This window comes from Streptomyces sp. NBC_01520 (assembly GCF_045040375.1).
Taxonomy (GTDB): Bacteria; Actinomycetota; Actinomycetes; order Streptomycetales; family Streptomycetaceae; genus Streptomyces.
In genome coordinates this window covers 304,641-328,378 of sequence record NZ_CP109404.1, presented here as the reverse complement: position 1 = coordinate 328,378, position 23,738 = coordinate 304,641, and the positions used below count along the sequence as shown (strand labels likewise).

Sequence of the window (23,738 nt, the reverse complement as noted above, 5' to 3'; positions counted from 1 at the left end):
GGCATTGACGCCCCTGTCGGGGCGGGTTTATGTTCGCCCGCGGCGGTGTGTTGAAACCTTTCACAGGATCAGTCGAATGGGCCTGCCCTGTACCGATCGTTGCGCTGTCCGGCTGACGTGGCTCAAGGCCCCCACCGGATGTGGACGAAGGGTCAGGTGTTCGCACCTCGCGGGCCTGTCCTGGGTCCGCGATCGGCTCCTCCGTACCAAGGGAGAACGCATGGGCCTGCGCGCCCGCTGGGCACCAGCCGCTCTACTGCTGATCGCCCCCCTGATCGGCACCACCCCGGCCACGGCCGACACCGGCGAGACCCTCGTGCCGGTGCAGAAGTCGTCCCGGGCCGTGCCCGGTCAGTACATCGTCACCCTCTCGTCCGGGCAGACGCCGAGCGCCACGGCCGAACAGATCGGGGTCACCCCCCTGTTCACCTACCGCAAGGTCCTGCACGGATTCGCCGCCTCGCTCACCGCGGCCCAGCTGGAAAAGGTGCGCGGCACCGCGGGCGTCCAGGCCGTCGAGGAGAACAGCGAGGCATCCGTCGCCCCACCCGCCGTCAAGGGGAAGCCGAAGGCCCGTGCGGTGGCGGAGAGCTGGGGGCTGGACCGGATCGACCAGCGGACGCTGCCGCTGGACGGCGCCTACGACGTGGCCGGGACGGGCCAGGGCGTGACCGCCTACATCCTGGACACCGGCATCGAGTCCGCGCACAGTGAGTTCGGCGGCAGGGTGGGCGCCGGTTACGACGCCATCGGTGACGGCCGCAACGGCGAGGACTGCAACGGCCACGGCACGCACGTGGCCGGTACGGTGGCCGGCGCGACGTACGGCGTCGCCCGCTCCGCCTCGCTCGTCCCGGTGCGGGTCCTGAACTGTGAGGGCTCGGGCACCTGGGCCGGGGTCATCGCCGGCCTCGACTGGATCGCGGAGAACGCCGAGCAGCCCGCCGTGGTCAACGCCTCCCTCGGCGGCCCCTCCTCGTCGGCCGTCGACGACGCGTTCGACGCGCTCGCGGACCAGGGCACCCTGCCCGTCGTCGCCGCGGGCAACGAGAACCAGAACGCCTGCAACGTCTCCCCGGCGGGCGCCGACGGCGTCGTCGCCGTGGGCGCCAGTGACGACCAGGACCGCCAGGCGACGTTCAGCAACTGGGGCACCTGCGTGTGGCTGTACGCCCCCGGGGTGGACATCGTCTCGGCAGGGCTCGGCGGAGGACCCTCGACGCTCAGCGGTACGTCCATGGCCGGCCCGCACGTCGCCGGAGTCGTCGCCCTGTTCAAGGGGCAGAACCCCGACGCGACGCCGCAGGAGGTCACCGACTGGCTCGCCGCCGAGGCGACCACCGATGTGCTGACCGATCTGGGTACGGGCTCGCCCGACCTGCTCCTGCACGCCGGGGAGCTCTGACCGCGTCGACGGTTGCTGGTGAGCGGGGTCCGTGTTCGCGGGCCCCGCTCCGCGCTGTGCCGTGGAACAGGGGCTTTCCATAGGCTTCCAGTTCTACGCAAACAGCTTGCGTTTCTTGCGATCCCCTTTCGTTGCCCGACCTCGGCTCCTCAATGCGCTGACTGGCGCTGGTGCATTACCTGTTGGTGTATCCCGACCCATCACCCCGGGGCTCCGGGTTCTGTCTGAACAGTGGACGCTCTCGCATTCCTCTGCAATTCTCTGACCGCCAAGCGCAAAACTAAGCTTGGTTCATGCGGAAATAGCTATCGCAGAGCCGCACAGGCAGACCTCACAGACAGAGCCGCGCCCTCGGCACCCCCGTGCCGAGGCGGGAGATCGGGGACCCATGAGAGTCCAACGCTGGAGACGGCGGGCCGTTTCAGCAGCCGTCACCACCAGTCTTCTGATGATCGGATGGCCGTCGCTCGCCGCCGCGGCGGCCGACGGTCCCAGCATCGCCGCGGGCCGGACCGCGGCGGCGAGCAGCGCCGACGGCGAGTACGCCGCCCGGAACGTGACGGACGGCGACCGGTCGACGTACTGGGAAGGGGCGGGTGACTCGCTGCCGCAGTGGGTGCAGACCGACCTCGGTCCGGACGGTGCCCGGATCGACGAGGTGACCCTGAGACTCCCCGCGGGATGGGAGAGCAGGAAGCAGACGCTCTCCGTCCGGGGGAGCGCGGACGGCACGAGCTTCTCGACCCTGAAGACCTCGGCCACGTACACCTTCGGGCCCGGCGCGTCCAACACCGTGACGATCCCGTTCCCGGCCACGAAGACCCGCTTCGTACGGGTACACGTCACCGCCAACACGGCGGGACGCAACGCCCAGCTCGCCGAGCTGGAGGTCCGTGAGGCCGAGGAGTCGTCGGTCGACCTCGCCGCCGGCAAGACCCTCACGGCGAGCAGCCACACCGAGACGTACGTGGCGGCCCACGGCAACGACGGCAACCGGGCCAGCTACTGGGAGAGCCGCAACAACGCACTCCCGCAGTGGATCCAGGCGGACCTCGGAGCATCCGTCCGGGTGAACCGGGTCGTCCTGCGCCTGCCCGACGGCTGGCCGCAGCGGACCCAGACGCTGAAAATCCAAGGCAGCACCGACGGTTCGGACTTCAGCGACCTGACCGCGGCCGAGGCGTACGGCTTCGACGCCGCGGGCGGACAGTCGGCGACCGTCTCCTTCGACGCGACCACGACCCGCCACGTACGGGTGCTCGTCACCACCAACTCGGTGCAGCCGGCCGCGCAGGTCGCCGAACTGGAGGTCTACGGGCCGGAAACCGGGGACACGCAGGCACCCACCACCCCCGCCGACCTGGCCTTCACCGAGCCGTCCACCGGGCAGATCAGACTGACCTGGAAGGCGTCCTCGGACGACACGGGGGTCACCGGCTACGACATCTACGCCGGGAACACGCTGCTGACCACGGTGGCGGGCGACGTCACCACCTACACCGACACCCGGCCCGCCGGCGAGAGCGTCTCCTACCACGTCCGCGCGAGGGACGCGGCGGGCAACGTGTCGGGCAACAGCGACACCGTCACCCGCGAGGGCGACCCGGGTGACACGCAGGCGCCCACCGCCCCCTCGGGGCTGGCCTTCACCGAACCGTCCCCGGGACAGATCAAGCTGTCCTGGCAGGCGTCCTCGGACGACAAGGGCGTGACCGGCTACGACATCTACGCCGACAACGTGCTCCGCAGGAGCGTGGCCGGTGACGTCACCACGTACACCGACACGCAGTCCACGGCCACGACCGTCAGCTACGTCGTCCGGGCCAAGGACGCGGCCGGCAACATATCCGGCGCCAGCAACACCGTGACCCGCAACGGCTCGACGAACGCCGCCTCCAACGTGGCCGTCGGCAAGCCGATCACCGCCTCGTCCGTGGTCCACACGTACGTCGCGGCCAACGCCAACGACAACTCCCTCACCACCTACTGGGAGGGAGCGGGCGGCAGCTACCCCAACAACCTGACCGTGAAGCTCGGGTCCAACACCGACACCGAGAGCGTCGTCGTGAAGCTGAACCCCGACAGCAGCTGGGGCGCGCGCACCCAGAACATCCAGGTCCTCGGGCGGGAGCAGGACGCCACGTCCTTCACGAGCCTGGCCGCCGCCAAGGAGTACGCGTTCAGCCCCGCGACGGGCAACACGGTGACGATCCCGGTCGCCGCCAGGGTTGCCGACGTCCAGCTGAGGTTCACCGCCAACAGTGGGTCCGGAGCCGGCCAGGTCGCCGAGTTCCAGGTGCTGGGCGCGCCGGCCCCCAACCCGAACCTGCAGGTCTCGGCCGTCAACGCCTCCCCGGCCACGCCGGTGGAGTCGGACGACATCACACTCTCGGCGACCGTACGCAACACGGGCGCCCTCGCCGCTCCGGCGGGCAGGCTCGACTTCGAACTGGGAGGCTCCAAGGTCGCCACCGCCTCGGTGGGCGCTCTCGCCGCCGGGGCCTCCACGCAGGTCACCGCCGGTATCGGAGCACGTGACGCGGGCAGCTACACGCTGGGTGCGGTCGTCGACCCGGCGGGCGAGATCATCGAGCAGAACGAGACCGACAACCGCTACACCGCCGGCACCCCGCTGGTCGTGAAGCCGGTCTCCAGCTCGGACCTCGTCGCGAGCGCGGTCACCACCACCCCGTCCTCCCCGGCCGAGGGTGACACCGTGACCTTCTCCGTCGCCCTCAGGAACCAGGGCACCGTCGCCTCCGCGAGCGGCAGCCACGGCATCACCCTCAACCTGGTCGACGCCAAGGGCGCCACGGTGAAAACCCTCACCGGAGCGCACAACGGGGCCATCGCCGCGGCCTCCACGACGGCGGCCGTCCCCCTCGGCACCTGGACGGCCGTCAACGGCTCGTACACGCTGAAGCTGGTGGTCGCCGACGACGCCAACGAACTGCCGGTGAAGCGCGAGAACAACACCCGCACCGAATCGCTCTTCGTCGGGCGCGGTGCCGACATGCCGTTCGACATGTACGAGGCGGAGGACGGCGTCACGGGCGGCGGCGCCGAGGTGGTCGGCCCCAGCCGGACCGTCGGCGACGTCGCGGGCGAGGCGTCGGGACGCAAGGCGGTCACGCTCGACAGCACGGGCAACTACGTCGAGTTCACCACCCGGGCGTCCACGAACACGCTGGTCACCCGGTTCTCCATCCCGGACTCCGCAGGCGGCGGCGGCATCGAGTCGAAGCTCAACATCTATGTGGACGGCACCTTCCTGAAGGCCGTCGACCTCACCTCGAAGTACGCGTGGCTGTACGGGAACGAGACCGGACCCGGCAACTCCCCGGGCGCCGGAGCACCCCGGCACATCTACGACGAGGCGAACGTCATGCTGGGCAGGACCGTTCCGGCCGGCAGCAGGATCCGGCTGCAGAAGGACGCGGCCAACACCAGCACCTACGCGATCGACTTCGTCAGCCTGGAGCAGGTCTCCCAGGTCGCCAACCCGGATCCGGCCACGTACACCGTGCCCGCCGGTTTCACCCACCAGGACGTGCAGAACGCCTTGGACAAGGTCCGCACGGACACCACCGGAACCCTGGTGGGCGTGTACCTGCCGGCCGGTGACTACTCCACGGCCAGTAAGTTCCAGGTCTACGGCAAGGCGGTGAAGGTCGTCGGCGCGGGTCCCTGGTACACCCGCTTCCACGCCCCGTCCACGCAGGACAACACCGACATCGGGTTCCGTGCGGAGGCAAGTGCGAAGGGTTCGTCGTTCTCGAACTTCGCGTACTTCGGCAACTACACGTCCCGCATCGACGGGCCGGGCAAGGTGTTCGACTTCTCCAACGTCTCGGACATCGTGATCGACAACATCTGGAACGAGCACATGGTGTGCCTCTACTGGGGTGCGAACACCGACAACGTCACCATCAAGAACTCCCGGATCCGGAACATGTTCGCCGACGGCATCAACATGACCAACGGATCCACCGACAACCACGTCACCAACAACGAGGCGCGTGCCACCGGGGACGACAGCTTCGCGCTGTTCTCGGCGATCGACGGCGGCGGCGCGGACATGAAGAACAACGTGTACGAGAACCTGACGTCCATCCTCACCTGGCGTGCCGCGGGTGTGGCCGTGTACGGCGGGTACGACAACACCTTCCGCAACATCCACATCGCCGACACCCTGGTCTACTCCGGCATCACCGTCAGTTCACTGGACTTCGGCTATCCGATGAACGGATTCGGGACCGGTCCCACCGCGATCGAGAACGTGTCGATCGTACGGTCGGGCGGGCACTTCTGGGGGTCGCAGACCTTCCCGGGCATCTGGCTCTTCTCGGCCTCCAAGGTCTTCCAGGGCATCCGGATCTCCCATGTGGACATCGTCGACCCGACGTACAGCGGGATCATGTTCCAGACGAACTACGTCGGCGGGCAGCCCCAGTTCCCGATCAAGGACACGGTGCTCACCGACATCTCGATCACCGGGGCGCGCAGGAGCGGTGACGCGTTCGACGCGAAGTCCGGATTCGGGCTCTGGGCCAACGAGATGCCCGAGGCGAGCCAGGGCCCCGCGGTCGGTGAGGTCACGTTCAACGGGCTGGAGATGAGTGGCAACGCCCAGGACGTGAAGAACACCACCTCCACTTTCAAGATCAACATCAATCCGTAGGGAGCGGGTGCGGGGGTGGCCCGCTATATCCGCGGGCCACTCCACCTGCACTCCGATCCCCGTACGCGCCTTGCAGCGGGAAGTCGGGAGTTTGCAGGAATTGCGCTAGCGTTGCGGTCATGACGCGACGACTTGCCCAGGTGGCGAAGCAGGTAGGGGTCAGTGAGGCCACGGTCAGCCGCGTGCTCAACGGCAAACCCGGAGTCTCCCGGACCACCCGGCAGTCGGTGCTGACCGCACTCGACGTGCTGGGCTACGAACGGCCGACCCAGCTGCGCGGCGAGCGGGCCCGGCTCGTGGGGCTGGTCCTGCCCGAGCTGCAGAACCCGATCTTTCCGGCCTTCGCCGAGGTGATCGGCGGCTCCCTCGCGCAGCAGGGCCTCACGCCCGTGCTGTGCACCCAGACCAAGGGCGGCGTCTCCGAGGCCGACTACGTCGAACTGCTCCTCCAGCAGCAGGTGTCCGGCGTCGTCTTCGCGGGAGGGCTCTTCGCCCAGGCCGACGAACCCCACGACCACTACCGTCGGCTCGCCGACCGCCGCATCCCGGTCGTGCTCATCAACGCCCCCATCGAGGGGCTGGACTTCCCCTGCGTGTCGTGCGACGACGCCGTCGCGGTCGAGCGGGCGTGGCGCCATCTGGTGTCCCTCGGCCACGAGCGCATCGGCCTCGTCCTCGGGCCCTCCGACCACGTGCCCTCCCGGCGCAAGCTCGCCGCGGCGCTCGCCGTCGCGGGAGCGCTCCCGGCGGACCGTGTCGAGCGCTCCCTGTTCTCCCTGGAGGGCGGCCGTGCCGCGGCCTCGCGCCTGCTGGAGCGGGGTGTCACCGGGATCGTCTGCGCGAGCGACCCGCTGGCCCTGGGTGCCGTGCGGGCCGCCCGCCGGCGCGGCCTCGCGGTCCCCACGGACGTATCGGTCGTCGGCTTCGACGACTCCGCCTTCATGAACTGCACCGACCCGCCTCTGACCACGGTCCGTCAGCCCATCGAGGCGATGGGACGGGCGGCTGTCGAACTGCTCTCCACGCTGATCCAGGGCGGCGCCGTACCGCCCGGCGAGCTCCTCTTCGAACCCGAGCTGGTGGTCCGGGGATCGACGGCGAAGGTGCGCCGCTGAGGGGTCCCGCGGCGGCCGGTGCGCGGGCGTGCGCCACGCGCCGGATGCGGAGGGCTGTCAAACATTTACGAAAAGTGCGCGAGATATTGCGTTCACATGTCGGCGGTGGTTGAGTGAGCCGCGCCCCGGCAGAGAGTTCGCCGAGGGCCTTCCATGCTCATGCCCGAAGGGGACCACCGATGAGAAGTGCTGGCTTCCGCCGATCTCGCACACGTCGAACCTCCGCCGCCGCGCTCGTCACCGCCCTCGCCCTGACTGCCCTTGCCTCCTGCGGCACGAGCAGCAGCAACAGCGAGGAAGGCGACAACGCCTCAGGTAGCGGCTCGTCCGATCCGTCAGCACCGCTGGACCCGAAGGCCGAGGTGACGCTGTCGATCGACTGCATGCCGCCGGCCGCGAAGGCCGCGGAGCTGCGGGAGTGGAAAGAGGACATCAAGGCGTTCGGCAAGATCTACCCGAACGTCAAGATCAACGGGAAGTCCACGCCCGGACAGTGCCTGGAGCCGCCGCGCTTCACGGCGATGCTCAAGGGCAAGTCGCAGCCCGACGTCTTCTACGCCTACTTCACCGACCTCCAGCAGGTGCTGGACAACGACGGGGCGGAGGACATCTCCGCGTACGTCACCGACAGGACCGTCCCCGCGCTGAAGGACATCCAGCCGCAGGTGATCGACGTCGCGCGCAAGGACGGCAAGCTCTACGCCCTGCCGACCAGCAACTACACCATGGGCCTGATCATCAACCGGAAGCTGTTCACGCAGGCCGGCCTGGACCCGAACACCCCGCCGTCCACATGGGAAGAGGTCCGCGCGGCCTCCAAGAAGATCGCGGCGCTCGGCAGGGGTGTCGCCGGCTTCGGCGAGTACAGCGCCGGCAACAACGGCGGCTGGCACTTCGCCGCCACGCAGTACGGCCTCGGCGGTGACGTGGTGGACCCCAGTGGCAGGAAGGCTGCCTTCAACGACGACAAGGGCAAGCAGGTCCTCCAGCAGCTGCACGACATGCGCTGGAAGGACGACAGCATGGGGCAGACCCAGCTGCTGAAGTGGGGCGACCTGCAGAAGCAGATATCCACCGACAAACTGGGCATGTTCCTCGCCGCGCCCGACGACATCGCCTACATGGTGCAGCAACTCGGCGCGAAGTACGAGAACTTCGGACTCGGCCCGATCCCCGGAGCACAGGGCACCCTCTTCGGCGGCAACAACTACATGATCAAGAAGGGCAGTTCGCCCGACAAGATCAAGGCCGCCGTCGCCTGGCTGAACTTCAAGAATCTCAGCCCCGGCAAGGGACAGTTCGACTGGGCGCGCACCAAGGCCGACCAGCTGCCCGTCGGTCTGCCGCAGCCGAACTTCTTCACCGGCGAGAGCAAGACCACGGACGACGCGGCACGTGCCGCGAACGCGACCATGCCGGTCGAGAACTTCAAGGCCTTCATGGACAACCCCGTCCAGGGCAAGGCCGAGCCCCCGAAGGCCCAGGAGATCTACAAGATCCTCGACGTCGCGATGTCAGGAGTCCTGACCAACGAGGACGCCGACATCGACAAGCTGCTCGACACCGCGGAGCAGCAGGTCAACCAGGTCCTGGCGAATCAGTGACGGACGCGCGGGGCCGGGCCGCCCGGCCCCGCGATCCGGACCGCCCGACCGCGAGTGACCGAACCGGCACCGAGGAGACACCATGTCGGCCCCCACCCTGTCCACGAGCAAGCCGAGCCCGGCACCCCGTGGACACCACCGCCCGGCCGGGCGGGACGCCGCCCGCGAGGAGTTCGTGCGCGCCCTGCGCCGTAACCTCTCCGCGCACGGCTTCCTGATCGGCGCGGTTCTCTGCTTCTCGTTCTTCTCCTGGTACCCGATGGTCCGGGAGTTCTTCCTGGCCTTCCAGAAGACCGAGGACGGACGTACGACCTGGGCCGGCTGGTCCAACCTGAGCTACGTCTTCAACGACCCGGCTTTCTGGCAGGCCTGGCGCAACACCCTGCTCTTCACCGTGCTCGCACTCGTCCTGGGCTTCGCGGTCCCGTTCGTCATCGCCGTCGTGCTCAACGAGTTCCGGCACGCCCGGGGATACCTGCGACTGCTGGTCTACCTGCCGGTCATGCTGCCGCCGGTCGCGTCCGTCCTGCTCTTCAAGTACTTCTACGACCCCGGCTACGGACTCTTCAACCGCATCTTCGAATTCCTCCATCTGCCCGCCCAGCAATGGCTCCAGGATCCCGATACCTCGATGCTGTCCGTCGTCATCGCGGCCACCTGGATGAACATGGGCGGAGCCACCCTGATCTACCTCGCCGCCCTCCAGGGAATCCCGGGCGAGCTGTACGAGGCGGCCGAGCTCGACGGGGCCGGTCTGCTGCGCAAGATCTGGCACGTCACCATCCCGCAGACCCGGCTCATCCTGTCGCTGCTGCTGCTCATGCAGATCATCGCGACGATGCAGGTGTTCACCGAGCCCTTCCTGCTCACCAACGGAGCGGGTCCCGAAGGCTCCACCACGACGGTCGTTTACCTCATCTACCAGTACGCCTTCAACTTCAACAACTACGGCGGCGCGGCGGCTCTCGGACTCGTCCTGCTCGTCGTACTCGCGGGATTCTCCGCCGTGTACGTACGCCTCAGCCGCAGCAGCGAAGACTAGGACGGGAGCACAACGATGGCATCGAACACGCTTGTCTCCCGGCGCGGGACCGGAGGGCCGCGCGCCGGCCGACGCCGGAGCCGTGAGACCGACCAGGGCCGCCAGCGCACCCTGATCTCACCGGCCCAGCTGGGCCGCCGCCGCGGAAAGGCGGTCTACTGGATCGTCTTCGCCCTGGTCCTCGTCGGCTTCACCCTTGCCTTCCTCGGCCCCCTGTACTGGATGGTCACCGGCGGCCTGAAGACCACCCAGGAAGTCGTACAGAGCCCGCCCACGGCCTTTCCCACCTCGATCCACACGGAGAACTACTCCCAGGCGTGGAACGTGATGGACCTGTCCCGGCTGCTCTTGAACACCCTGTACTACGCGTTCGGCGCGCTGGCCTTCCAGCTGGTCTTCGACGTGGCCGCCGCCTACTCGCTGTCCAAACTGCGGCCGCTCTTCGGCAAGGTCATCCTCGGCATGATGCTCGCCACCCTGATGATCCCGGCGACCGTCCTCGTCGTCCCGCAGTACCTCACCGTGCTCGACGTGCCGATCTTCGAGCGCAACCTGCTCAACTCGCCCTGGGTGATCTGGCTCCCCTCCGTCACCAACGCCTTCAACATCTTCCTGCTGAAGCGGTTCTTCGACTCCATCCCGCGCGAACTGCTGGACGCCGCCGCCATCGACGGCGCCTCACCCCTGCGCACCTTGCGCTCGGTGGTGCTGCCCATCTCCCGGCCGATCCTCGGCGTCGTCTCCATCTTCGCGGTCGTCGGGGTGTGGAAGGACTTCCTCTGGCCCATGCTCACGCTGCCCGACCCGGGCAGACAGACGCTCAACGTGGGCATCTACTCGCTGGCCAGCGGAGTGCCGGAGAACGTCCTCATCGCCGCGCTCACCATCGCGTCCGTCCCGACCCTGCTGATCTTCCTGCTCTTCCAGCGCAACATCATGAGCGGTCTCACCGCGGGCGGCCTCAAGGGCTAGCAGTACCCCGCCGTCCCCACCAGCACTCCGCCGCCGGTCCTCCCACCACGCGCCCCGCGTCCGGGGCCGGCGGCGGAGTACCTCCCTGCCCGAAAGGAACGTCACGTGGCAGCCATCCGTCCGACCGAGGCCACCGCACCCTGGTGGCGCGACGCCGCCATCTACCAGATCTACGTACGCAGCTTCGCCGACGGCGACGGGGACGGCACCGGCGACCTCGCGGGAGTGCGGGCCCGGCTGCCCTATCTCGTGGAACTGGGCGTGGACGCCCTCTGGTTCACCCCCTGGTACCTCTCACCGCTGGCCGACGGCGGCTACGACGTCGCCGACTACCGTGCCATCGACCCCGCCTTCGGCCACCTCGCCGAGGCGGAGAAGCTCATCGCGGAGGCCCGCGAGCTGGGCATCCGCACCATCATCGACATCGTCCCCAACCACGTCTCCGACCGGCACAGCTGGTTCCGCTCGGCCCTCGCGGCAGCCCCCGGCAGCCCCGAGCGCGACCTCTTCCACTTCCGGTCAGGGCGAGGCGAGCACGGCGAGATCCCGCCCAACGACTGGGTATCCGAATTCGGCGGCACCCCCTGGACCCGGCTCGACGACGGCCAGTGGTACCTCCACCTGTTCGCCCCCGAGCAGCCGGACCTCAACTGGGCGCACCCGGCGGTCCGCCAGGAACACGAGGACGTCCTGCGCTTCTGGTTCGAGCGCGGCGTCGCCGGTGTACGGATCGACTCGGCGGCCCTCCTCGCGAAGGACCCCGCCCTGCCCGACTTCACCGAAGGCGTCGACCCCCACCCGTACACCGACCGTGACGAGCTCCACGGGATCTACCGCTCCTGGCGCGCCATCGCGGACGAGTACGACGGCGTCTTCGTCGGTGAGGTCTGGCTCCCGGACTCCGAGCGCTTCGCCCGCTACCTGCGCCCCGACGAGCTGCACACCGCCTTCAACTTCACCTTCCTGGCCTGCCCCTGGGACCCCGCACGGCTGCGCTCCGCGATCGACGACACCCTCGCCGAACACGCCCCCGTCGACGCCCCCGCCACCTGGGTGCTGTGCAACCACGACGTGACCCGGACCGTCACCCGGTACGGACGCCAGGAGACCGGCTTCGACTTCGCCGCCAAGGTCTTCGGCACCCCGACCGACCTGGAGCTGGGCACCCGCAGGGCCCGCGCCGCCGCCCTGCTGTCGCTGGCCCTGCCGGGCGCCGTCTACCTCTACCAGGGCGAGGAGCTCGGCCTGCCCGAGGCCGACATTCCCCGGGAGCGGATCCAGGACCCGATGCACCTGCGCTCCGGCGGCATCGACCCCGGGCGCGACGGCTGCCGGGTGCCGCTGCCGTGGTCCGGCCGGGAACCGTTCGCGGGATTCGGCTCCGAGACCGAACCCTGGCTGCCGCAGCCCGCCTCCTGGCCCGCGTACGCCGCCGACGCGCAGAGCACCGACCCAGGGTCGATGCTCGCCCTCTACCGGGAGGCCCTGCGCCTGCGCCGCACCGCACCGGGATTCGCCGCAGCCCCGGGGGAGACGGCCGACGGCCGGCTGAACTGGCTGCCGTCCGGCCCCGGGGTGCTCGCCTTCGCCAGGAACCACGGGCTGGTCTGCGTCGTCAACCTGTCCGGCGGCCCGGTCCCGCTCCCCGCCCACACCGACGTCCTGCTGAGCAGTGGCCCGCTGGACGCGGCCGGCCTGCTGCCCGACGACACGGCGGTCTGGCTGCGGAGCTGACACCACCGCCGGAGGGCGGCCCGCCCCGGGCCGCCCTCCGGCACGGGTCCCGGGGTGGCCCGGCGGAGGAGCGGGGGAGCGGCGCCTGCGGCACAGTGGTCCTATGGACGATCTCAACGCTCTCGCCGACGAGCACCTGACCGCGGCCCGTGCGAACGCGCACGGACGCAGCGCGCACCTGCTGCTGCGGCAGGAACCGCTGCGGCAGACGGTGATCGCACTCACCTCGGGATCCGCCCTCGACGAGCACAACGCGCCGCCCGCCGCATCGCTCCAGGTGCTGCGGGGCTCGGTCCGGCTCACCGCCGCCTCCGGGGACGTGGAACTGCGATCGGGCGTGCTGCACCCGATTCCCCAGGAGCGGCACGGACTGCTGGCCCTGGAGGACGCCGTGGTGCTGCTGACCGCGGTGAACGACTGAGGCCACGGGCAACCCGCATACACCGGCGGGAACGAGGCATGAGAGAAAGGTGGCAGCCGGGCGTCCCACGACGGCACCCGGCCCACCGATCCATCCCTCGTCCCCCGGAGTACCAGCGTGCCCAGCAGGACCGACGCCCCCACCGCGGAACGCACCCCGCCCGCGCCGGGGCAGGCCCCACCGAACTGGCGCACCGCCCTGCGCCGGACCCCGGTCTCCCTCTGGAACGACGACCTCTCCGACTGGGCGGCGGCCCTCACGTACTACGCCATCCTCGCCCTGCTGCCCGCGCTCCTGGTCACCGTCTCCGTCATCGGCCTCGCGAACCCCGGCGCCACCAGCACCCTGATCACCGACATCACCGCCTTCGCGCCCGCCGAGTCCGGAGCGGCACTGCGCCAGCCCCTGGAGGCGGCCACCCACGAGCGCACCGCGGTGTGGCTGCTCGTGGCCACCGGCAGCGTGAGCGCCGTCTGGTCCGCCTCCAGCTATCTGGCGGTCTTCCGCAGAGCGCTGCACGCCATGCACCGGGTGAAGGACACCAGGCCCCCGCTGCGCCAGGCGCACATCATCGTGGCGTCCGCGATCGGACTGCTCGTCCTGCTGATGGCCAGCGCCTTCGCCCTCGTCCTCACCGGCCCGCTGGCACGCTGGTTCGGGGAGCGGACCGGACTCACCCGGGCCGGGGCGACCGTGTGGGAGGGCCTCAAGTGGCCCGTCCTGCTCTTCCTGGTCGCCTGCCTGATCCTGGTCCTCTTCAGCACCGGCCCGCGTACCGCCCGAGGCATCAGGCGAGGGCTGCCGGGCGGGGTGCTCGCCGCGTTCCTGTGGCTGTTCGCCTCGGCCGGATTCGCGCTGTACGCCACGCACGTCGGCAGCTACAGCCGGCTCTACGGATCGCTGGCCGGTCTGGTCGTCTTCCTGATCTGGATCTGGTTCGCCAACCTGGCACTGCTGACGGGCGCCCAGTTCAACGTCGAACTGGCCCGCACGGAGGAGGCCGGCAGCTGAGCCGCCGGCCCTTGTGGGAGCGCTCCCAGATGGGCAGGATGGAGCGATGACCAAGGCTGCGCACGTACGTGCCTACCGCCCGGGCGACCGCGACGCCCTCGCCGACATCTGTATCCGCACGGCCGACAACGGTGGAGACTCCCGGCACCTGTACCCCGACCCCGGGCTGATGCCGGCGCTGTTCGCCGAGCCCTACGCCCACCTCGAACCCGAGCTCACGTTCGTCCTGGACGACGGGACGGGGCAGGCGGTCGGCTACATCCTGGGAACGGCGGACACCCGGCGCTTCGCCGACGCGTTCCGCGAGGTCTGGCTCCCGCGGGTGACGGAGCGCTTCCCCGAGCCCGGCGGGCCGCCGCGCACGCACACCGAGGACATGACCGCCCTCCTGTACGACCCCGAGCGCATGATCCTGCCCCAGCTGGACGGGCATCCGGCGCACCTGCACATCGACCTGCTGCCGCCCTGGCAGCGCAAAGGGTTCGGACGGGAGCTGATGGGGACCTTCCTGGGCGCGCTCCACACCCTCGGGGTCCCGGCCGTCCACCTGTCCATGCTGACGGCGAACACCCCGGCCAGGGCGTTCTACGACCGGCTCGGTTTCCACGAGATCGCGGTTCCCGACCCCGGGCCGCTCACCTTCCTGGGACGCCCCACGGAGGGGTGTGGCGGCCGAGGGGTGGGCAGGTAGTGGGATGCGACCTCGGGAGAGGGCCGAGGCACGGGTGCGGAGGGGTGAGTGAGACGTGAGGGAACAGAGCGCATGGAGGTTCACGGACGACCGCGGGCGGCTGACCGCGGTGGACCCGCGCCCGTCGCGGGTCCTCGCGTACGTCCAGGCGGGGGCGACGCTGTGGGACCACGGGATACACCCGGAGGGGATCTTCGGTTCCGGTCACGACGGCCCGGAGCCCGACCCCGCGAAGACCGGCACGCTCGCACCGGGCGCAGTGGACTACCGGGGTGCGGGTGACGGCCTGGACGTGGAAACCCTGTTACGCGGCGGCCCGGACCTGGTCGTGGCCGTCAGTTACGGACACGGCCAGATCTACGGGCTGGACCCGGACACCGCCAAGCACCTGGAGGAGCGGGTCCCGGTCGTCGTGATCGACGTGGGCCAGGCCCGCACCCTGGACCGGGTGTCCGAGCGGTTCGCGGAGCTGGCCCGCTCGCTCGGCGGTGCACCGGCGCCGGCCGCCGTACACGACCTCCGGGCCGCGCGGGAACGGCTCCGCGATGCGGCGGGCGCCTCGCCCGACGGCCCCCGGGTGGTGGCGCTGTCGCCGGCCGGGCAGGAGCAGGCACACGTCGCCCGCCCCCGGATGTGGCCCGAACTGCGGGTGCTGGCCGAGCTCGGGGTCACCCTGGTGTCCCCGGCCGAGGGTACGGGGGTCAACTGGTCCACCACCGGCTGGACGGACGCGGCGGAGCTCCGGCCGCACATCGTCCTCACGGACATCCGGTCCAACGCGACGCCGCTCGACGAGATCGACGCCCCCGCCTGGTCGGCGGTCGCAGGGGGAGCCCTGACCGTGCCGTGGAACCCGGAGCCCGTGTGCAGCCCACAGGCCCACGCGCGCTTCCTCGGACTCGTGGCGGACGCGGTGGAGGCGGCGACGGGCGGCTGACGCGGACGGACCGCCCGGTCGGCAGACAGGCCGACTGCTGCTCCGTACGGACGTGCCGGATCGCGCCCGTCACCGCGGTTCGCGAGGCTGGCCCGGATGCGGGGACACGCGATCCCCCGTACCTCCGAGGGCAGGAGCAGGAATGCAGCAGGACAAGCACCCGTCGTACCGCCCCGTGGTCTTCCGCGACCGTTCCGCCGGCTACGCCTTTCTGACCCGGTCCACCGCGTCGAGCGACCAGACCATCGACTGGGACGACGGCAACAGCTACCCCGTCATCGACGTGGAGATCTCGGCGGAGAGCCACCCGTTCTTCACGGGCAAGGCGCGTGTGGTCGACACCGAGGGACAGGTCGCCAAATTCGAGCGCCGGTACGGGGACGAGTCAGGCAAGGACGAAGGGGGCAAGGGAGCCTCCTGATCCCTTACCTTCCCGGGACGCACGCCCCTGCGCGGGAGACGGGCCCGATGCCGCGCCTCCGGTGACCCGGGCCACGAACGGGGCGTGCGCGGTGCTCCCGGACGCGGTGCCGTGCACGGCCGGGCACCCGCCACGGCCGGGCCCGCGCACGGCTCCGTGCCCCGCGTACCGTCACCCGGGTTCGTACAGGTCTGACCAGCACACCTGTACCCGGGTGGTGAGTGTCCTCGCCCCCGCCCCGGTCGTTTAGATCTGCATGACCGTGCCCCTTACCGACACCGCCCCACTATCCACCGTCGATCTGCTGACCGGCGTCCTCCTGGGCGCCGGCTACCGCCGCGAGCACGGCTTCTGGCAGCGGCTGATCAGTACAGAACCGTTCCGCCGCCCCGCGGGCGGGACCCCCGAGGAGCGCCTGGGCCTCGCCTACGAAAGGCTGCGCATCCTCAACCGCTCCCTCGACAGCGGAGCACGCCTCGCCGCCGACCCGCGCGCACTCGCCGCCCTGCACGAATGGCTGGGCCCGGTGGACCCCGCGCTCACCACCGTGGCGGGCATCCACTACAACCTCTTCCTCGGCAGCCTCCTCGACCACGACGCCGTCGGCAGCCGCGACCTGTCGGACCACCTGACGATGCGCCGCGTCGGCACCTTCCTCTGTACGGAGGTGGCGCACGGCAACGACGCGGCGGCCATGGAGACCACCGCCACGTACGACCGCGCGCGCGACGGCTTCGTGCTGCACACTCCGAACGCGGGTGCGCAGAAGTTCATGCCCAACACCAGCCCGGCGGGCGGGCCGAAGTCCGGACTGGTCGCCGCGCGTCTGATGGACGACGGCGAGGACCACGGGATCCGCCTCTTCCTCGTACCGCTCACCGACGACGTGCGGGCTCTGCCCGGGGTACGCGTGCGGCGTCTGCCCGCCAGGATGGGCAGCCCCGTGGACCACTGCCTGACCGCGTTCGACCAGCTGTTCGTGGAGCGGTCCGCGTTGCTGGGAGCGCGGGAGGGAGGCGGCGGGCAGGGGGACTTCAGCAGCACGCGGGCCGATCGCCGGCGACGCTTCCTGACCTCCATCGGCCGGGTCGTTCCCGGCCGGATCTCCATGAGCGCCTGCGCCGCGGGCTCGGCCAGGGCCACCCTCGCCGTCGCCGTCCGCTACGGCGGGCACCGGATGATCTCCGGTGCCCGGGGCGCCCGTACCGTCCCCGTCAACGCCCACCGGACCCACCACGGGCCGCTCGCCTCGGCCATGGCGACGGTGTTCGCCATGAGTCTTCTGCACCGCCGGGCGCTGGACCGGTGGGAGGTCTGCACCGAGGAGGACCGGGCCGCGGCGGAACGGCTCGTCGCCGTCGCCAAGGCCTGGATCACCTGGCAGGCACGCGCCGTCATCGTCCAGTGCCGTGAACGCTGCGGTGCGCAGGCGTTGCTGGAGAACAACGGCATGACCGAGCTCGTCACCGGCGTGGAGGGCGCCATCACCGCGGAGGGCGACAACGTCGCCCTGTACAGCAAGGCGGCCGCGGACCTGCTCCTCGCGGCCGACCCCGACCGGTGGGACACCCCGCTCGACCGCACCCCCGGTGACCTGGCCGATCCGTACTTCCTCGGCAGACTCCTCGCGGCCGTCGAGAAGATCTGGTTCGGCCGGGCCAGGGAGCGGTTGCTCTCGGCGATCCACGACGACAGGCTCGCACGGTGGAACGCGGGCTCCGGGCCCGCCCTGCGCGGAGTCGAGGCCCACGCCTACCGGCAGGCCGCCGAGGCCTTCGCGCAGGCACGCGCCGCGCTGCCCGGCGGGGCCGCGCGGGAGCGGCTGACGGAGCTGGAGCGGCTGTTCGCCCTCGAATGGGTGGCCCGCAACAGCGGCGACCTGCTGGCCGCGGGTCTCCTGAGCGCCGATCAGGTCGACCAGTTGCCCGACGCCACCGAGGAGCTGATCGCGGCCGTCGCCGCGCACGCCCCCGAACTGGCCGAGTCCTTCGCGCTGCCCGCCGAACTGCTCGCGGACTGGCCGATCGCGGGACCCGACTACGCCGACGCGTACGACGACCCCGAGGGGCCCTGGCAGGCCGGGGCGGCGCTCGCGTCGGCGGGCACGGTGTGAGCGCCGAACGGGCCGTTCGCGGACGCCCCGGCACCACCGTCCCGGGCCGCCGGGGTGTGCGCGAGACCATGGAGATCCTCGGTCTGCGGGCCGTTCTGCTGGCGTACTGGGGCACCACATCCCTGCTCGCCCGCCGCACGAAACCCCAGGCCGGTTGAGGCGAATCGGTTCGCCGCACACCCTGACGGCACGATGGGCAACCAGTGGGCGAGGGAGGTGCGCGGGGGTGTGCGGCAGATGCCTGTGCACCCCCTCCCGGCGCGTGCGGGCCGCCCGATCGCTGCGTGATAGCTTGCAGACGCCAGTCGCACTCCACGTGGAGTCAGGGAATCCGGTGAGAGTCCGGAGCTGACGCGCAGCGGTGAGGGGGACGGGCGGGGCCAACAGCCACTGGGACACTCTCGGGTGCCCCGGGAAGGCGTCCCGTCCGGACGAACCCGAGTCCGAAAACCTGCTGGCACCCCGCTTCCGTACCGGGAGCGGTATTCCGTACGGGCTTCGCGCAAGAGCCCAGAGACGCAGAGGGATTCCGTGCCGTCCATACCCAGTGCCGTACGCCGAACCGTCATGCTCACCGCGGGACTTGTCCTGATCGGTGCCTGCGGCGGCGGGAACACGAGCCCGTCCGGAGAGGCCGCGAAGGACGGCGGTGCCGGATATCCGGTGACGCTGAAGAACTGCGGTCGCACGGTGACGGTCGGGGCCGCACCGCGCCGCGCGGTCTCCCTGAACCAGGGATCGACCGAGATCCTGTTCTCCCTGGGCCTCGCCGACCGGCTCGTGGGCACCGCGACCTGGACCGACCCGGTGATGAAGGGCCTGGAGAAGGCCGACGCCGCGGTACCCCGCATCGCGGATAACAACCCCTCGTCGGAGAAGGTCCTCGACAAGGAACCCGACTTCGTCAGCGCCTCGTTCGAGTCGACACTCGGCAAGGGCGGTGTCGCGCCCCGCGAGCAGTTCGAGAAGCTCGGTGTGCCGACCTACCTCTCGCCGACCGACTGCACGGCCAAGGACAACACCGGCAGCAGCGACGGCTCCCGCACGAAGCCCCTCACCATGGACAGCGTCTACGGCGAAGTCCACGACCTGGCGAAGGTGTTCGGCGTGCAGGAGCGGGGCGACGCACTCGTCGCCGATCTCCGGAAGCGGATCGGGACGGCGACCGCGGACATCGACGCCTCCGGCACCACCCTGCTCTACTGGTTCGCGAACTCCGAGGCCCCCTACCTGGCCGGCTGCTGCGGAGCGCCCGGCATCATCACCAAGGAACTCGGCGCGAAGAACGTCTTCGACGACACCCACGAGGAATGGCCCCAGATCAACTGGGAGACCGTCGCCGACCGCAACCCCGACGTCCTCGTCATCGGCGACCTGACGCGCAAGTCGCAGACCGCCGAGAGCGCCGAGAAGAAGATCGAGTTCCTGGAGACCAACCCCGCCACGAAGAACATGGACGCGGTCCGGCACAAGCGCTACGTCCTCCTCAGCGGCCAGGCGATGAACCCGACCATCCGCACCGTCGAGGGCGTGGAGGCGGTCGCCGCCGGGCTGCGCTCCTTCGGGCTCGCCGGGTGACCGTCACCCGCGGAGCGACCGTCACCGAACAGGCCCCGGGCGTACTTCCGGACAGAGCGCCCGCCCGCGTCCTGCGCGACGGCCTGCTCTGGAGCGGCGGTGTCGCCCTGCTGCTCCTGTCCGTCGCGGTCGCCGTCACGATCGGGCCGGCCCGCATCTCCGTCCCCGACGTCTGGTCCGCGGTGGCCTCCCACCTCGGTCTGGGCGACACCCGGCTCACCCCGATCCGGGACGGCATCATCTGGAACCTGCGCATGCCCCGCACCCTGCTCGCCGCGGTCTGCGGGGCGGGGCTCGCCGTGTGCGGAACGGTGATGCAGTCCCTGCTGCGCAACCCGCTCGCCGACCCGTTCGTCCTCGGCGTGTCCTCCGGGGCGTCCACCGGAGCGGTCGTCGTCGTCGTCCTCGGGGTCGGCGGGGGAGCGGTGTCGATCTCCACCGGGGCCTTCGTCGGTGCCCTGTGCTCGTTCGCCCTCGTGCTCCTGCTCAGCCACACCCTCGGCGGATCGACCGACCGGGTCGTGCTGTCCGGGGTCGCCGCCATGCAGCTGTTCTCCGCGCTCACCTCCTTCGTCGTGATGACGGCCGCCGACGCCGAACAGACCCGGGGCGTGCTGTTCTGGCTGCTGGGCTCCCTGAGCGGGGTCGGCTGGACCGATGTGTGGATGTGCTCCGCGGTGCTCGCCGTGACGCTGCTGATCTGCCTGGGACACGCCCGTACCCTCGACGCGTTCGCGTTCGGCCAGGACGCGGCGGCGGCCCTCGGCATCCATGTCGCCCGTACCCGGATCGTGCTGCTCTGCACGACCGCGCTGCTCACCGCGGCGCTCGTCAGCTCGGCCGGCGCCATCGGGTTCGTCGGCCTCGTCCTGCCGCACGCCGCCCGCGCGCTGACCGGCTCGGGACACCGTCGGCTGCTGCCCGTCACCGCGCTCGCCGGGGCGGTGTTCCTGGTCTGGGTCGACACACTGGCCCGGACCGTCCTCGACCCGCAGGAGGTGCCGGTCGGTGTGTTCACCGCCCTGATCGGCGTGCCCGCCTTCGTCCTGGTCCTGTACCGCACCCGGAGGAGCACATGACGGACACCGGCCTGCGGGCCGAGCGGGTGACCCGCGAGGCGGGCGGACGGATCGTCCTCGACGGCGTGAGCATCGCCCCGCCGCCCGGCGCCACGGTCGGGCTCCTGGGCCCGAACGGCTCGGGCAAGTCCACGCTGCTGCGGGTGATGGCCGGGGTCCTCACCCCGGGCGCGGGCGTCGTCACCCTCGACGGCCGCACACTCGCGGACACCGGCCGCCGCACGGTGGCCCGGCGCGTGGCCGTCGTCGACCAGCACGCCGTCACCCAGGTCGAGCTGAGTGTGCTCGACGTCATACGACTCGGCCGCATCCCGCACCGGCGTGCCTGGTCCGCACCCGGCCCCGAGGACGAGGCCGCCGTGCGCGAGGCACTGGCGCGCACCGGACTGGCCGACCGTGCCGGGCAGTCCTGGCACACCCTGTCCGGGGGTGAGCGCCAGCGGGTCCAGATCGCCCGCGCCCTCGCGCAGCAGCCGCGCGAACTCCTGCTGGACGAGCCGACGAACCACCTGGACATCCAGCACCAGCTGGAGCTGCTGTCCCTGGTCGCCGAGCTGCCCGTCACCGCGGTGATCGCACTGCACGACCTCAATCTGGCGGCCATGTTCTGCGACCGGGTCACCGTCATGAGGGAAGGCCGTGCGGTGGCCGCGGGAACACCCTCGGAGGTGATCACCGAGGAACTCATCGCCGAGGTCTACCGGGTCCGGGCCGTCGTGACGCCGGACGGGCCGGACGGCAGGCCCTCGGTGCGCTTCCTGCCGGGCGCGGCCGGCCGCGCCCCCGGTACCGGGTGAGTCCGGCGGCACGTGGACGGGCGCGCCCGGCATTCGGGCCGGCCGGATCCGTGCGCGGACGCGAAGGGGCGGGCCCGCAGAACGTCCGGGTCCGCCCCTCGCTACTGCCGCGAGGCCTGTCGCCGCCGGGTGAGGGGGTCAGCGGCGACGACCCTGGCCGTACTCGCCGCCCATGTCCTTGCCGCTGCCCATGTCCTTGCCGTCCGCGTAGTCGATCTTCTCCTTACGGATCTCGGCGGAGACTTCCTTCTGTTCGGTGACCTTGTTGGTTTCGAGACGGACCCGTTCCACCGGGACGGCCTCCTTGCGAACGGTGGCGCGCTCGGCGTGCAGGGTGACCTCGACGTCCTGCTCACCGATGTTCGTACCGGTCGACTTCTCGTCCGGCCGCAGAGGTTCGCGCACCACGCGCACCTCCTCGTGGGACACGGGCACCGTCCGGGTGACGTGCTCGGTCACGACGTACTTGTGCAGGCGTGCCCTTCCGCTCTCGTACTCCTCCGTACCGACGAGGAGCTGTTCCTCGGAACGGACCATTTCCTCCCGGCCCGCGGCACCCGCGGCGGACCGTTCGGCCCCGGCTCCGGCGAGCGGACGCGAGGTGGAGGACGCCTCCGTGTCGCGGTGCCTGCCCATCCCGGCGCCCTTGGTGGCCGCGGTGCCCGGCGCACCGGTCGTCGTCGTCTTGCCGGTCCCGGAGGTGCGGGCCGTTCCCGCCGCCGCTCCGGCTCCCGCTCCTGCCCCGGCGGCGCCCATGGCTGCCGTTCCGGTTCCGGACGTGGTGCGTGCGTCGCCGCCCGCGCCCGCGTTGCCCGCGGCCTTCCTGGTCAGGCCGTAGTGCCGGTAGAGCTCCTCCTCCTCGGCTACGGAGAGATGCGCGTCGGCGTCGACCCGTGGGGCGTCCTTGACGCGGTCCTTCGTGTGCGAGACGTGCAGGTCGGAGCTCACACGACGGGCTCCGGCAAGTGGTACGAAGCTCTCCTTCATGCCGAACATGCCGGTCTTGACCGTGATCCAGTCGGGCTTGCCGGTGTCGTCGTCGACGTACACCCGCCCCACACTGCCGACCTTCTCGCCGTCGCTGTCGTAGACAGTCAGACCGTCGAGTTCTCCGGAATCCGTGAAACCGTCAGCGGCTCCCATGGCCGATTCCTCCTCGCCCGGGCGCGTCCTGTGGGTGTGTCCATCAGGGGAGGCGCGTCCGGATTCCATCGCGCCTCACCCGGTTGGACGGTGCAACCTCCCGGCCCCGGCGGCGGACGGCCCAGGACACCCCGGGTGGGCGGTGGCCCCGCACAACGCCTGTATCGGCCATCTCGACGGACTACGCCATTCGGGTGACCACCTCCATGGGTGCGCCGGGGATGCGGCCCCGCCGCGCACGTATGATCGACGCGCCGTCGCCGGCCGCCGGCCGGCCTGCCAACGGGGGTGCACCATCGGATCCGTACGCGTCCGCCTGCCCGGACAGCGCGGCGAGCTGCTGGCCAGGCAGGAGGAGGGCATCGGCCTCCACCACCTGGTCTGGCGGCTGGGACCCGGCTGGCGGGTGTGCAGCAGCGCCGTACTCGGCGGCGGGCTCGGCCCGCGCGTATGGATCCTCAACGCACAGGTACCGGGCGGTTACCCCCGGCTCGACCCCGACCGCCACCTCGCCGGGATCGCCGCGGCCGAGGGCCTTCGTGGCCCCGGCGCCGGACTGATGACGGCCGCGGACGTCACCGCGCACACCGTCGCCGAGGACGGCGGTGCGACCGCCACCGTCACCAGTGGTCTCGGCGTACGCGGATGGGCCGCCGTACCGGCCCCGGGCACCGAAGGGCCGCTGCCTGCGGGCACCGTCAACATCGTCGTCACCCTTCCCGTGGCCCTCTCCGACGCGGCCCTGGTCAACGCGGTCGCCACCGCCACCGAGGCGAAGGTCCAGGCCCTCGTGGAGGCCGGACTCGACTGCTCGGGCACCCCCACGGACGCGGTGTGCGTCGCCGCCCACGATCCCGGGGCCGGGACGGGCGAGCCGTTCGCCGGCCCGCGCTCGCTCTGGGGCGCACGACTCGCAAGAGCCGTGCACCGCGCCGTCCTCGACGGCGCGGTGCGGCAGTCCTGAGTCCCGCCCACCCGAGGGGAGTTCCCGGCG

19 protein-coding genes and 1 riboswitch are annotated in these 23,738 nt (G+C 70.8%); of the genes, 18 read left to right on the top strand and 1 reads right to left on the bottom strand.

Going from position 1 to position 23,738, the window contains the following annotated elements:
- Nucleotides 1-220: 220 nt before the first annotated feature.
- From OG524_RS01490 to OG524_RS01410, 17 genes are all read left to right on the top strand, one after another.
- Nucleotides 221-1,405 carry a S8 family peptidase gene (locus tag OG524_RS01490; protein WP_405392807.1) on the top strand — a complete coding sequence of 395 codons (1,185 nt, stop codon included), beginning with the start codon at nucleotides 221-223 and terminating at the stop codon, nucleotides 1,403-1,405.
- 388 nt (nucleotides 1,406-1,793) lie between these two features.
- Nucleotides 1,794-6,086, top strand: coding sequence for a discoidin domain-containing protein (locus OG524_RS01485; RefSeq protein ID WP_405808668.1), 4,293 nt, complete (start codon nucleotides 1,794-1,796; stop codon nucleotides 6,084-6,086).
- A 119-nt stretch (nucleotides 6,087-6,205) separates the two neighbouring features.
- Nucleotides 6,206-7,201, top strand: coding sequence for a LacI family DNA-binding transcriptional regulator (locus OG524_RS01480; RefSeq protein WP_405808666.1), 996 nt, complete (start codon nucleotides 6,206-6,208; stop codon nucleotides 7,199-7,201).
- A gap of 179 nt (nucleotides 7,202-7,380) precedes the next feature.
- Nucleotides 7,381-8,805 (top strand): extracellular solute-binding protein, encoded by a 1,425-nt coding sequence (locus tag OG524_RS01475; protein WP_405808664.1) that lies wholly within the window; start codon nucleotides 7,381-7,383, stop codon nucleotides 8,803-8,805.
- A gap of 82 nt (nucleotides 8,806-8,887) precedes the next feature.
- Complete coding sequence (locus OG524_RS01470) at nucleotides 8,888-9,847, top strand: carbohydrate ABC transporter permease (RefSeq protein WP_405392811.1); 960 nt, start codon at nucleotides 8,888-8,890, stop codon at nucleotides 9,845-9,847.
- A 15-nt stretch (nucleotides 9,848-9,862) separates the two neighbouring features.
- The gene (locus tag OG524_RS01465; protein ID WP_405392812.1) at nucleotides 9,863-10,819 is read left to right on the top strand and encodes a carbohydrate ABC transporter permease; all 957 of its coding nucleotides are present in this window, start codon (nucleotides 9,863-9,865) and stop codon (nucleotides 10,817-10,819) included.
- 105 nt (nucleotides 10,820-10,924) lie between these two features.
- Nucleotides 10,925-12,553 (top strand): glycoside hydrolase family 13 protein, encoded by a 1,629-nt coding sequence (locus OG524_RS01460; protein WP_405392813.1) that lies wholly within the window; start codon nucleotides 10,925-10,927, stop codon nucleotides 12,551-12,553.
- A gap of 103 nt (nucleotides 12,554-12,656) precedes the next feature.
- On the top strand, nucleotides 12,657-12,974 hold the full coding sequence (locus tag OG524_RS01455; protein WP_405392814.1) for a cupin: 318 nt from the start codon (nucleotides 12,657-12,659) through the stop codon (nucleotides 12,972-12,974).
- Between the two features lie 117 nt (nucleotides 12,975-13,091).
- Nucleotides 13,092-13,985 (top strand): YihY/virulence factor BrkB family protein, encoded by an 894-nt coding sequence (locus OG524_RS01450; protein ID WP_405392815.1) that lies wholly within the window; start codon nucleotides 13,092-13,094, stop codon nucleotides 13,983-13,985.
- Nucleotides 13,986-14,031: 46 nt separating this feature from the next.
- Nucleotides 14,032-14,676, top strand: a complete 645-nt coding sequence (locus OG524_RS01445; protein WP_405808662.1) for a GNAT family N-acetyltransferase — start codon at nucleotides 14,032-14,034, stop codon at nucleotides 14,674-14,676.
- Nucleotides 14,677-14,731: 55 nt separating this feature from the next.
- Nucleotides 14,732-15,613, top strand: a complete 882-nt coding sequence (locus OG524_RS01440; protein ID WP_405392817.1) for an ABC transporter substrate-binding protein — start codon at nucleotides 14,732-14,734, stop codon at nucleotides 15,611-15,613.
- A 142-nt stretch (nucleotides 15,614-15,755) separates the two neighbouring features.
- Nucleotides 15,756-16,034, top strand: a complete 279-nt coding sequence (locus tag OG524_RS01435; protein WP_405392818.1) for a type B 50S ribosomal protein L31 — start codon at nucleotides 15,756-15,758, stop codon at nucleotides 16,032-16,034.
- A 256-nt stretch (nucleotides 16,035-16,290) separates the two neighbouring features.
- Nucleotides 16,291-18,147 (top strand): acyl-CoA dehydrogenase, encoded by a 1,857-nt coding sequence (locus tag OG524_RS01430; RefSeq protein ID WP_405808659.1) that lies wholly within the window; start codon nucleotides 16,291-16,293, stop codon nucleotides 18,145-18,147.
- Entirely contained in the window at nucleotides 18,144-18,305 is a 162-nt protein-coding gene (locus OG524_RS01425) for a hypothetical protein (RefSeq protein WP_405808657.1), read from the top strand. Before OG524_RS01430 ends, OG524_RS01425 begins: the two co-directional genes overlap by 4 nt.
- A 127-nt stretch (nucleotides 18,306-18,432) precedes the next feature.
- A riboswitch (cobalamin riboswitch) is annotated at nucleotides 18,433-18,621 on the top strand.
- A gap of 93 nt (nucleotides 18,622-18,714) precedes the next feature.
- Nucleotides 18,715-19,725, top strand: a complete 1,011-nt coding sequence (locus OG524_RS01420; protein WP_405393386.1) for an ABC transporter substrate-binding protein — start codon at nucleotides 18,715-18,717, stop codon at nucleotides 19,723-19,725.
- Nucleotides 19,722-20,804, top strand: a complete 1,083-nt coding sequence (locus OG524_RS01415; protein WP_405392821.1) for a FecCD family ABC transporter permease — start codon at nucleotides 19,722-19,724, stop codon at nucleotides 20,802-20,804. Before OG524_RS01420 ends, OG524_RS01415 begins: the two co-directional genes overlap by 4 nt.
- Nucleotides 20,801-21,601 (top strand): ABC transporter ATP-binding protein, encoded by an 801-nt coding sequence (locus tag OG524_RS01410; RefSeq protein ID WP_405392822.1) that lies wholly within the window; start codon nucleotides 20,801-20,803, stop codon nucleotides 21,599-21,601. Before OG524_RS01415 ends, OG524_RS01410 begins: the two co-directional genes overlap by 4 nt.
- Before the next feature lie 138 nt (nucleotides 21,602-21,739).
- Here the strand turns inward: OG524_RS01410 and OG524_RS01405 are convergent, their stop codons facing one another.
- Nucleotides 21,740-22,744 carry a PRC and DUF2382 domain-containing protein gene (locus OG524_RS01405; RefSeq protein ID WP_405392823.1) on the bottom strand — a complete coding sequence of 335 codons (1,005 nt, stop codon included), beginning with the start codon at nucleotides 22,742-22,744 and terminating at the stop codon, nucleotides 21,740-21,742.
- A 142-nt stretch (nucleotides 22,745-22,886) separates the two neighbouring features.
- Between OG524_RS01405 and OG524_RS01400 the strand changes: the two genes are divergently transcribed.
- Complete coding sequence (locus tag OG524_RS01400; protein WP_405392824.1) at nucleotides 22,887-23,708, top strand: adenosylcobinamide amidohydrolase; 822 nt, start codon at nucleotides 22,887-22,889, stop codon at nucleotides 23,706-23,708.
- Nucleotides 23,709-23,738: the final 30 nt, after the last annotated feature.

Coding starts and splice junctions, on each gene's coding strand:
- OG524_RS01490 (WP_405392807.1), top strand. CDS start 221: ATGGGCCTGCGCGCCCGCTGGGCACCAGCCGCTCTACTGCTGATCGCC.
- OG524_RS01485 (WP_405808668.1), top strand. CDS start 1,794: ATGAGAGTCCAACGCTGGAGACGGCGGGCCGTTTCAGCAGCCGTCACC.
- OG524_RS01480 (WP_405808666.1), top strand. CDS start 6,206: ATGACGCGACGACTTGCCCAGGTGGCGAAGCAGGTAGGGGTCAGTGAG.
- OG524_RS01475 (WP_405808664.1), top strand. CDS start 7,381: ATGAGAAGTGCTGGCTTCCGCCGATCTCGCACACGTCGAACCTCCGCC.
- OG524_RS01470 (WP_405392811.1), top strand. CDS start 8,888: ATGTCGGCCCCCACCCTGTCCACGAGCAAGCCGAGCCCGGCACCCCGT.
- OG524_RS01465 (WP_405392812.1), top strand. CDS start 9,863: ATGGCATCGAACACGCTTGTCTCCCGGCGCGGGACCGGAGGGCCGCGC.
- OG524_RS01455 (WP_405392814.1), top strand. CDS start 12,657: ATGGACGATCTCAACGCTCTCGCCGACGAGCACCTGACCGCGGCCCGT.
- OG524_RS01445 (WP_405808662.1), top strand. CDS start 14,032: ATGACCAAGGCTGCGCACGTACGTGCCTACCGCCCGGGCGACCGCGAC.
- OG524_RS01435 (WP_405392818.1), top strand. CDS start 15,756: ATGCAGCAGGACAAGCACCCGTCGTACCGCCCCGTGGTCTTCCGCGAC.
- OG524_RS01430 (WP_405808659.1), top strand. CDS start 16,291: ATGACCGTGCCCCTTACCGACACCGCCCCACTATCCACCGTCGATCTG.
- OG524_RS01420 (WP_405393386.1), top strand. CDS start 18,715: ATGCTCACCGCGGGACTTGTCCTGATCGGTGCCTGCGGCGGCGGGAAC.
- OG524_RS01410 (WP_405392822.1), top strand. CDS start 20,801: ATGACGGACACCGGCCTGCGGGCCGAGCGGGTGACCCGCGAGGCGGGC.
- OG524_RS01405 (WP_405392823.1), bottom strand. CDS start 22,744: ATGGGAGCCGCTGACGGTTTCACGGATTCCGGAGAACTCGACGGTCTG.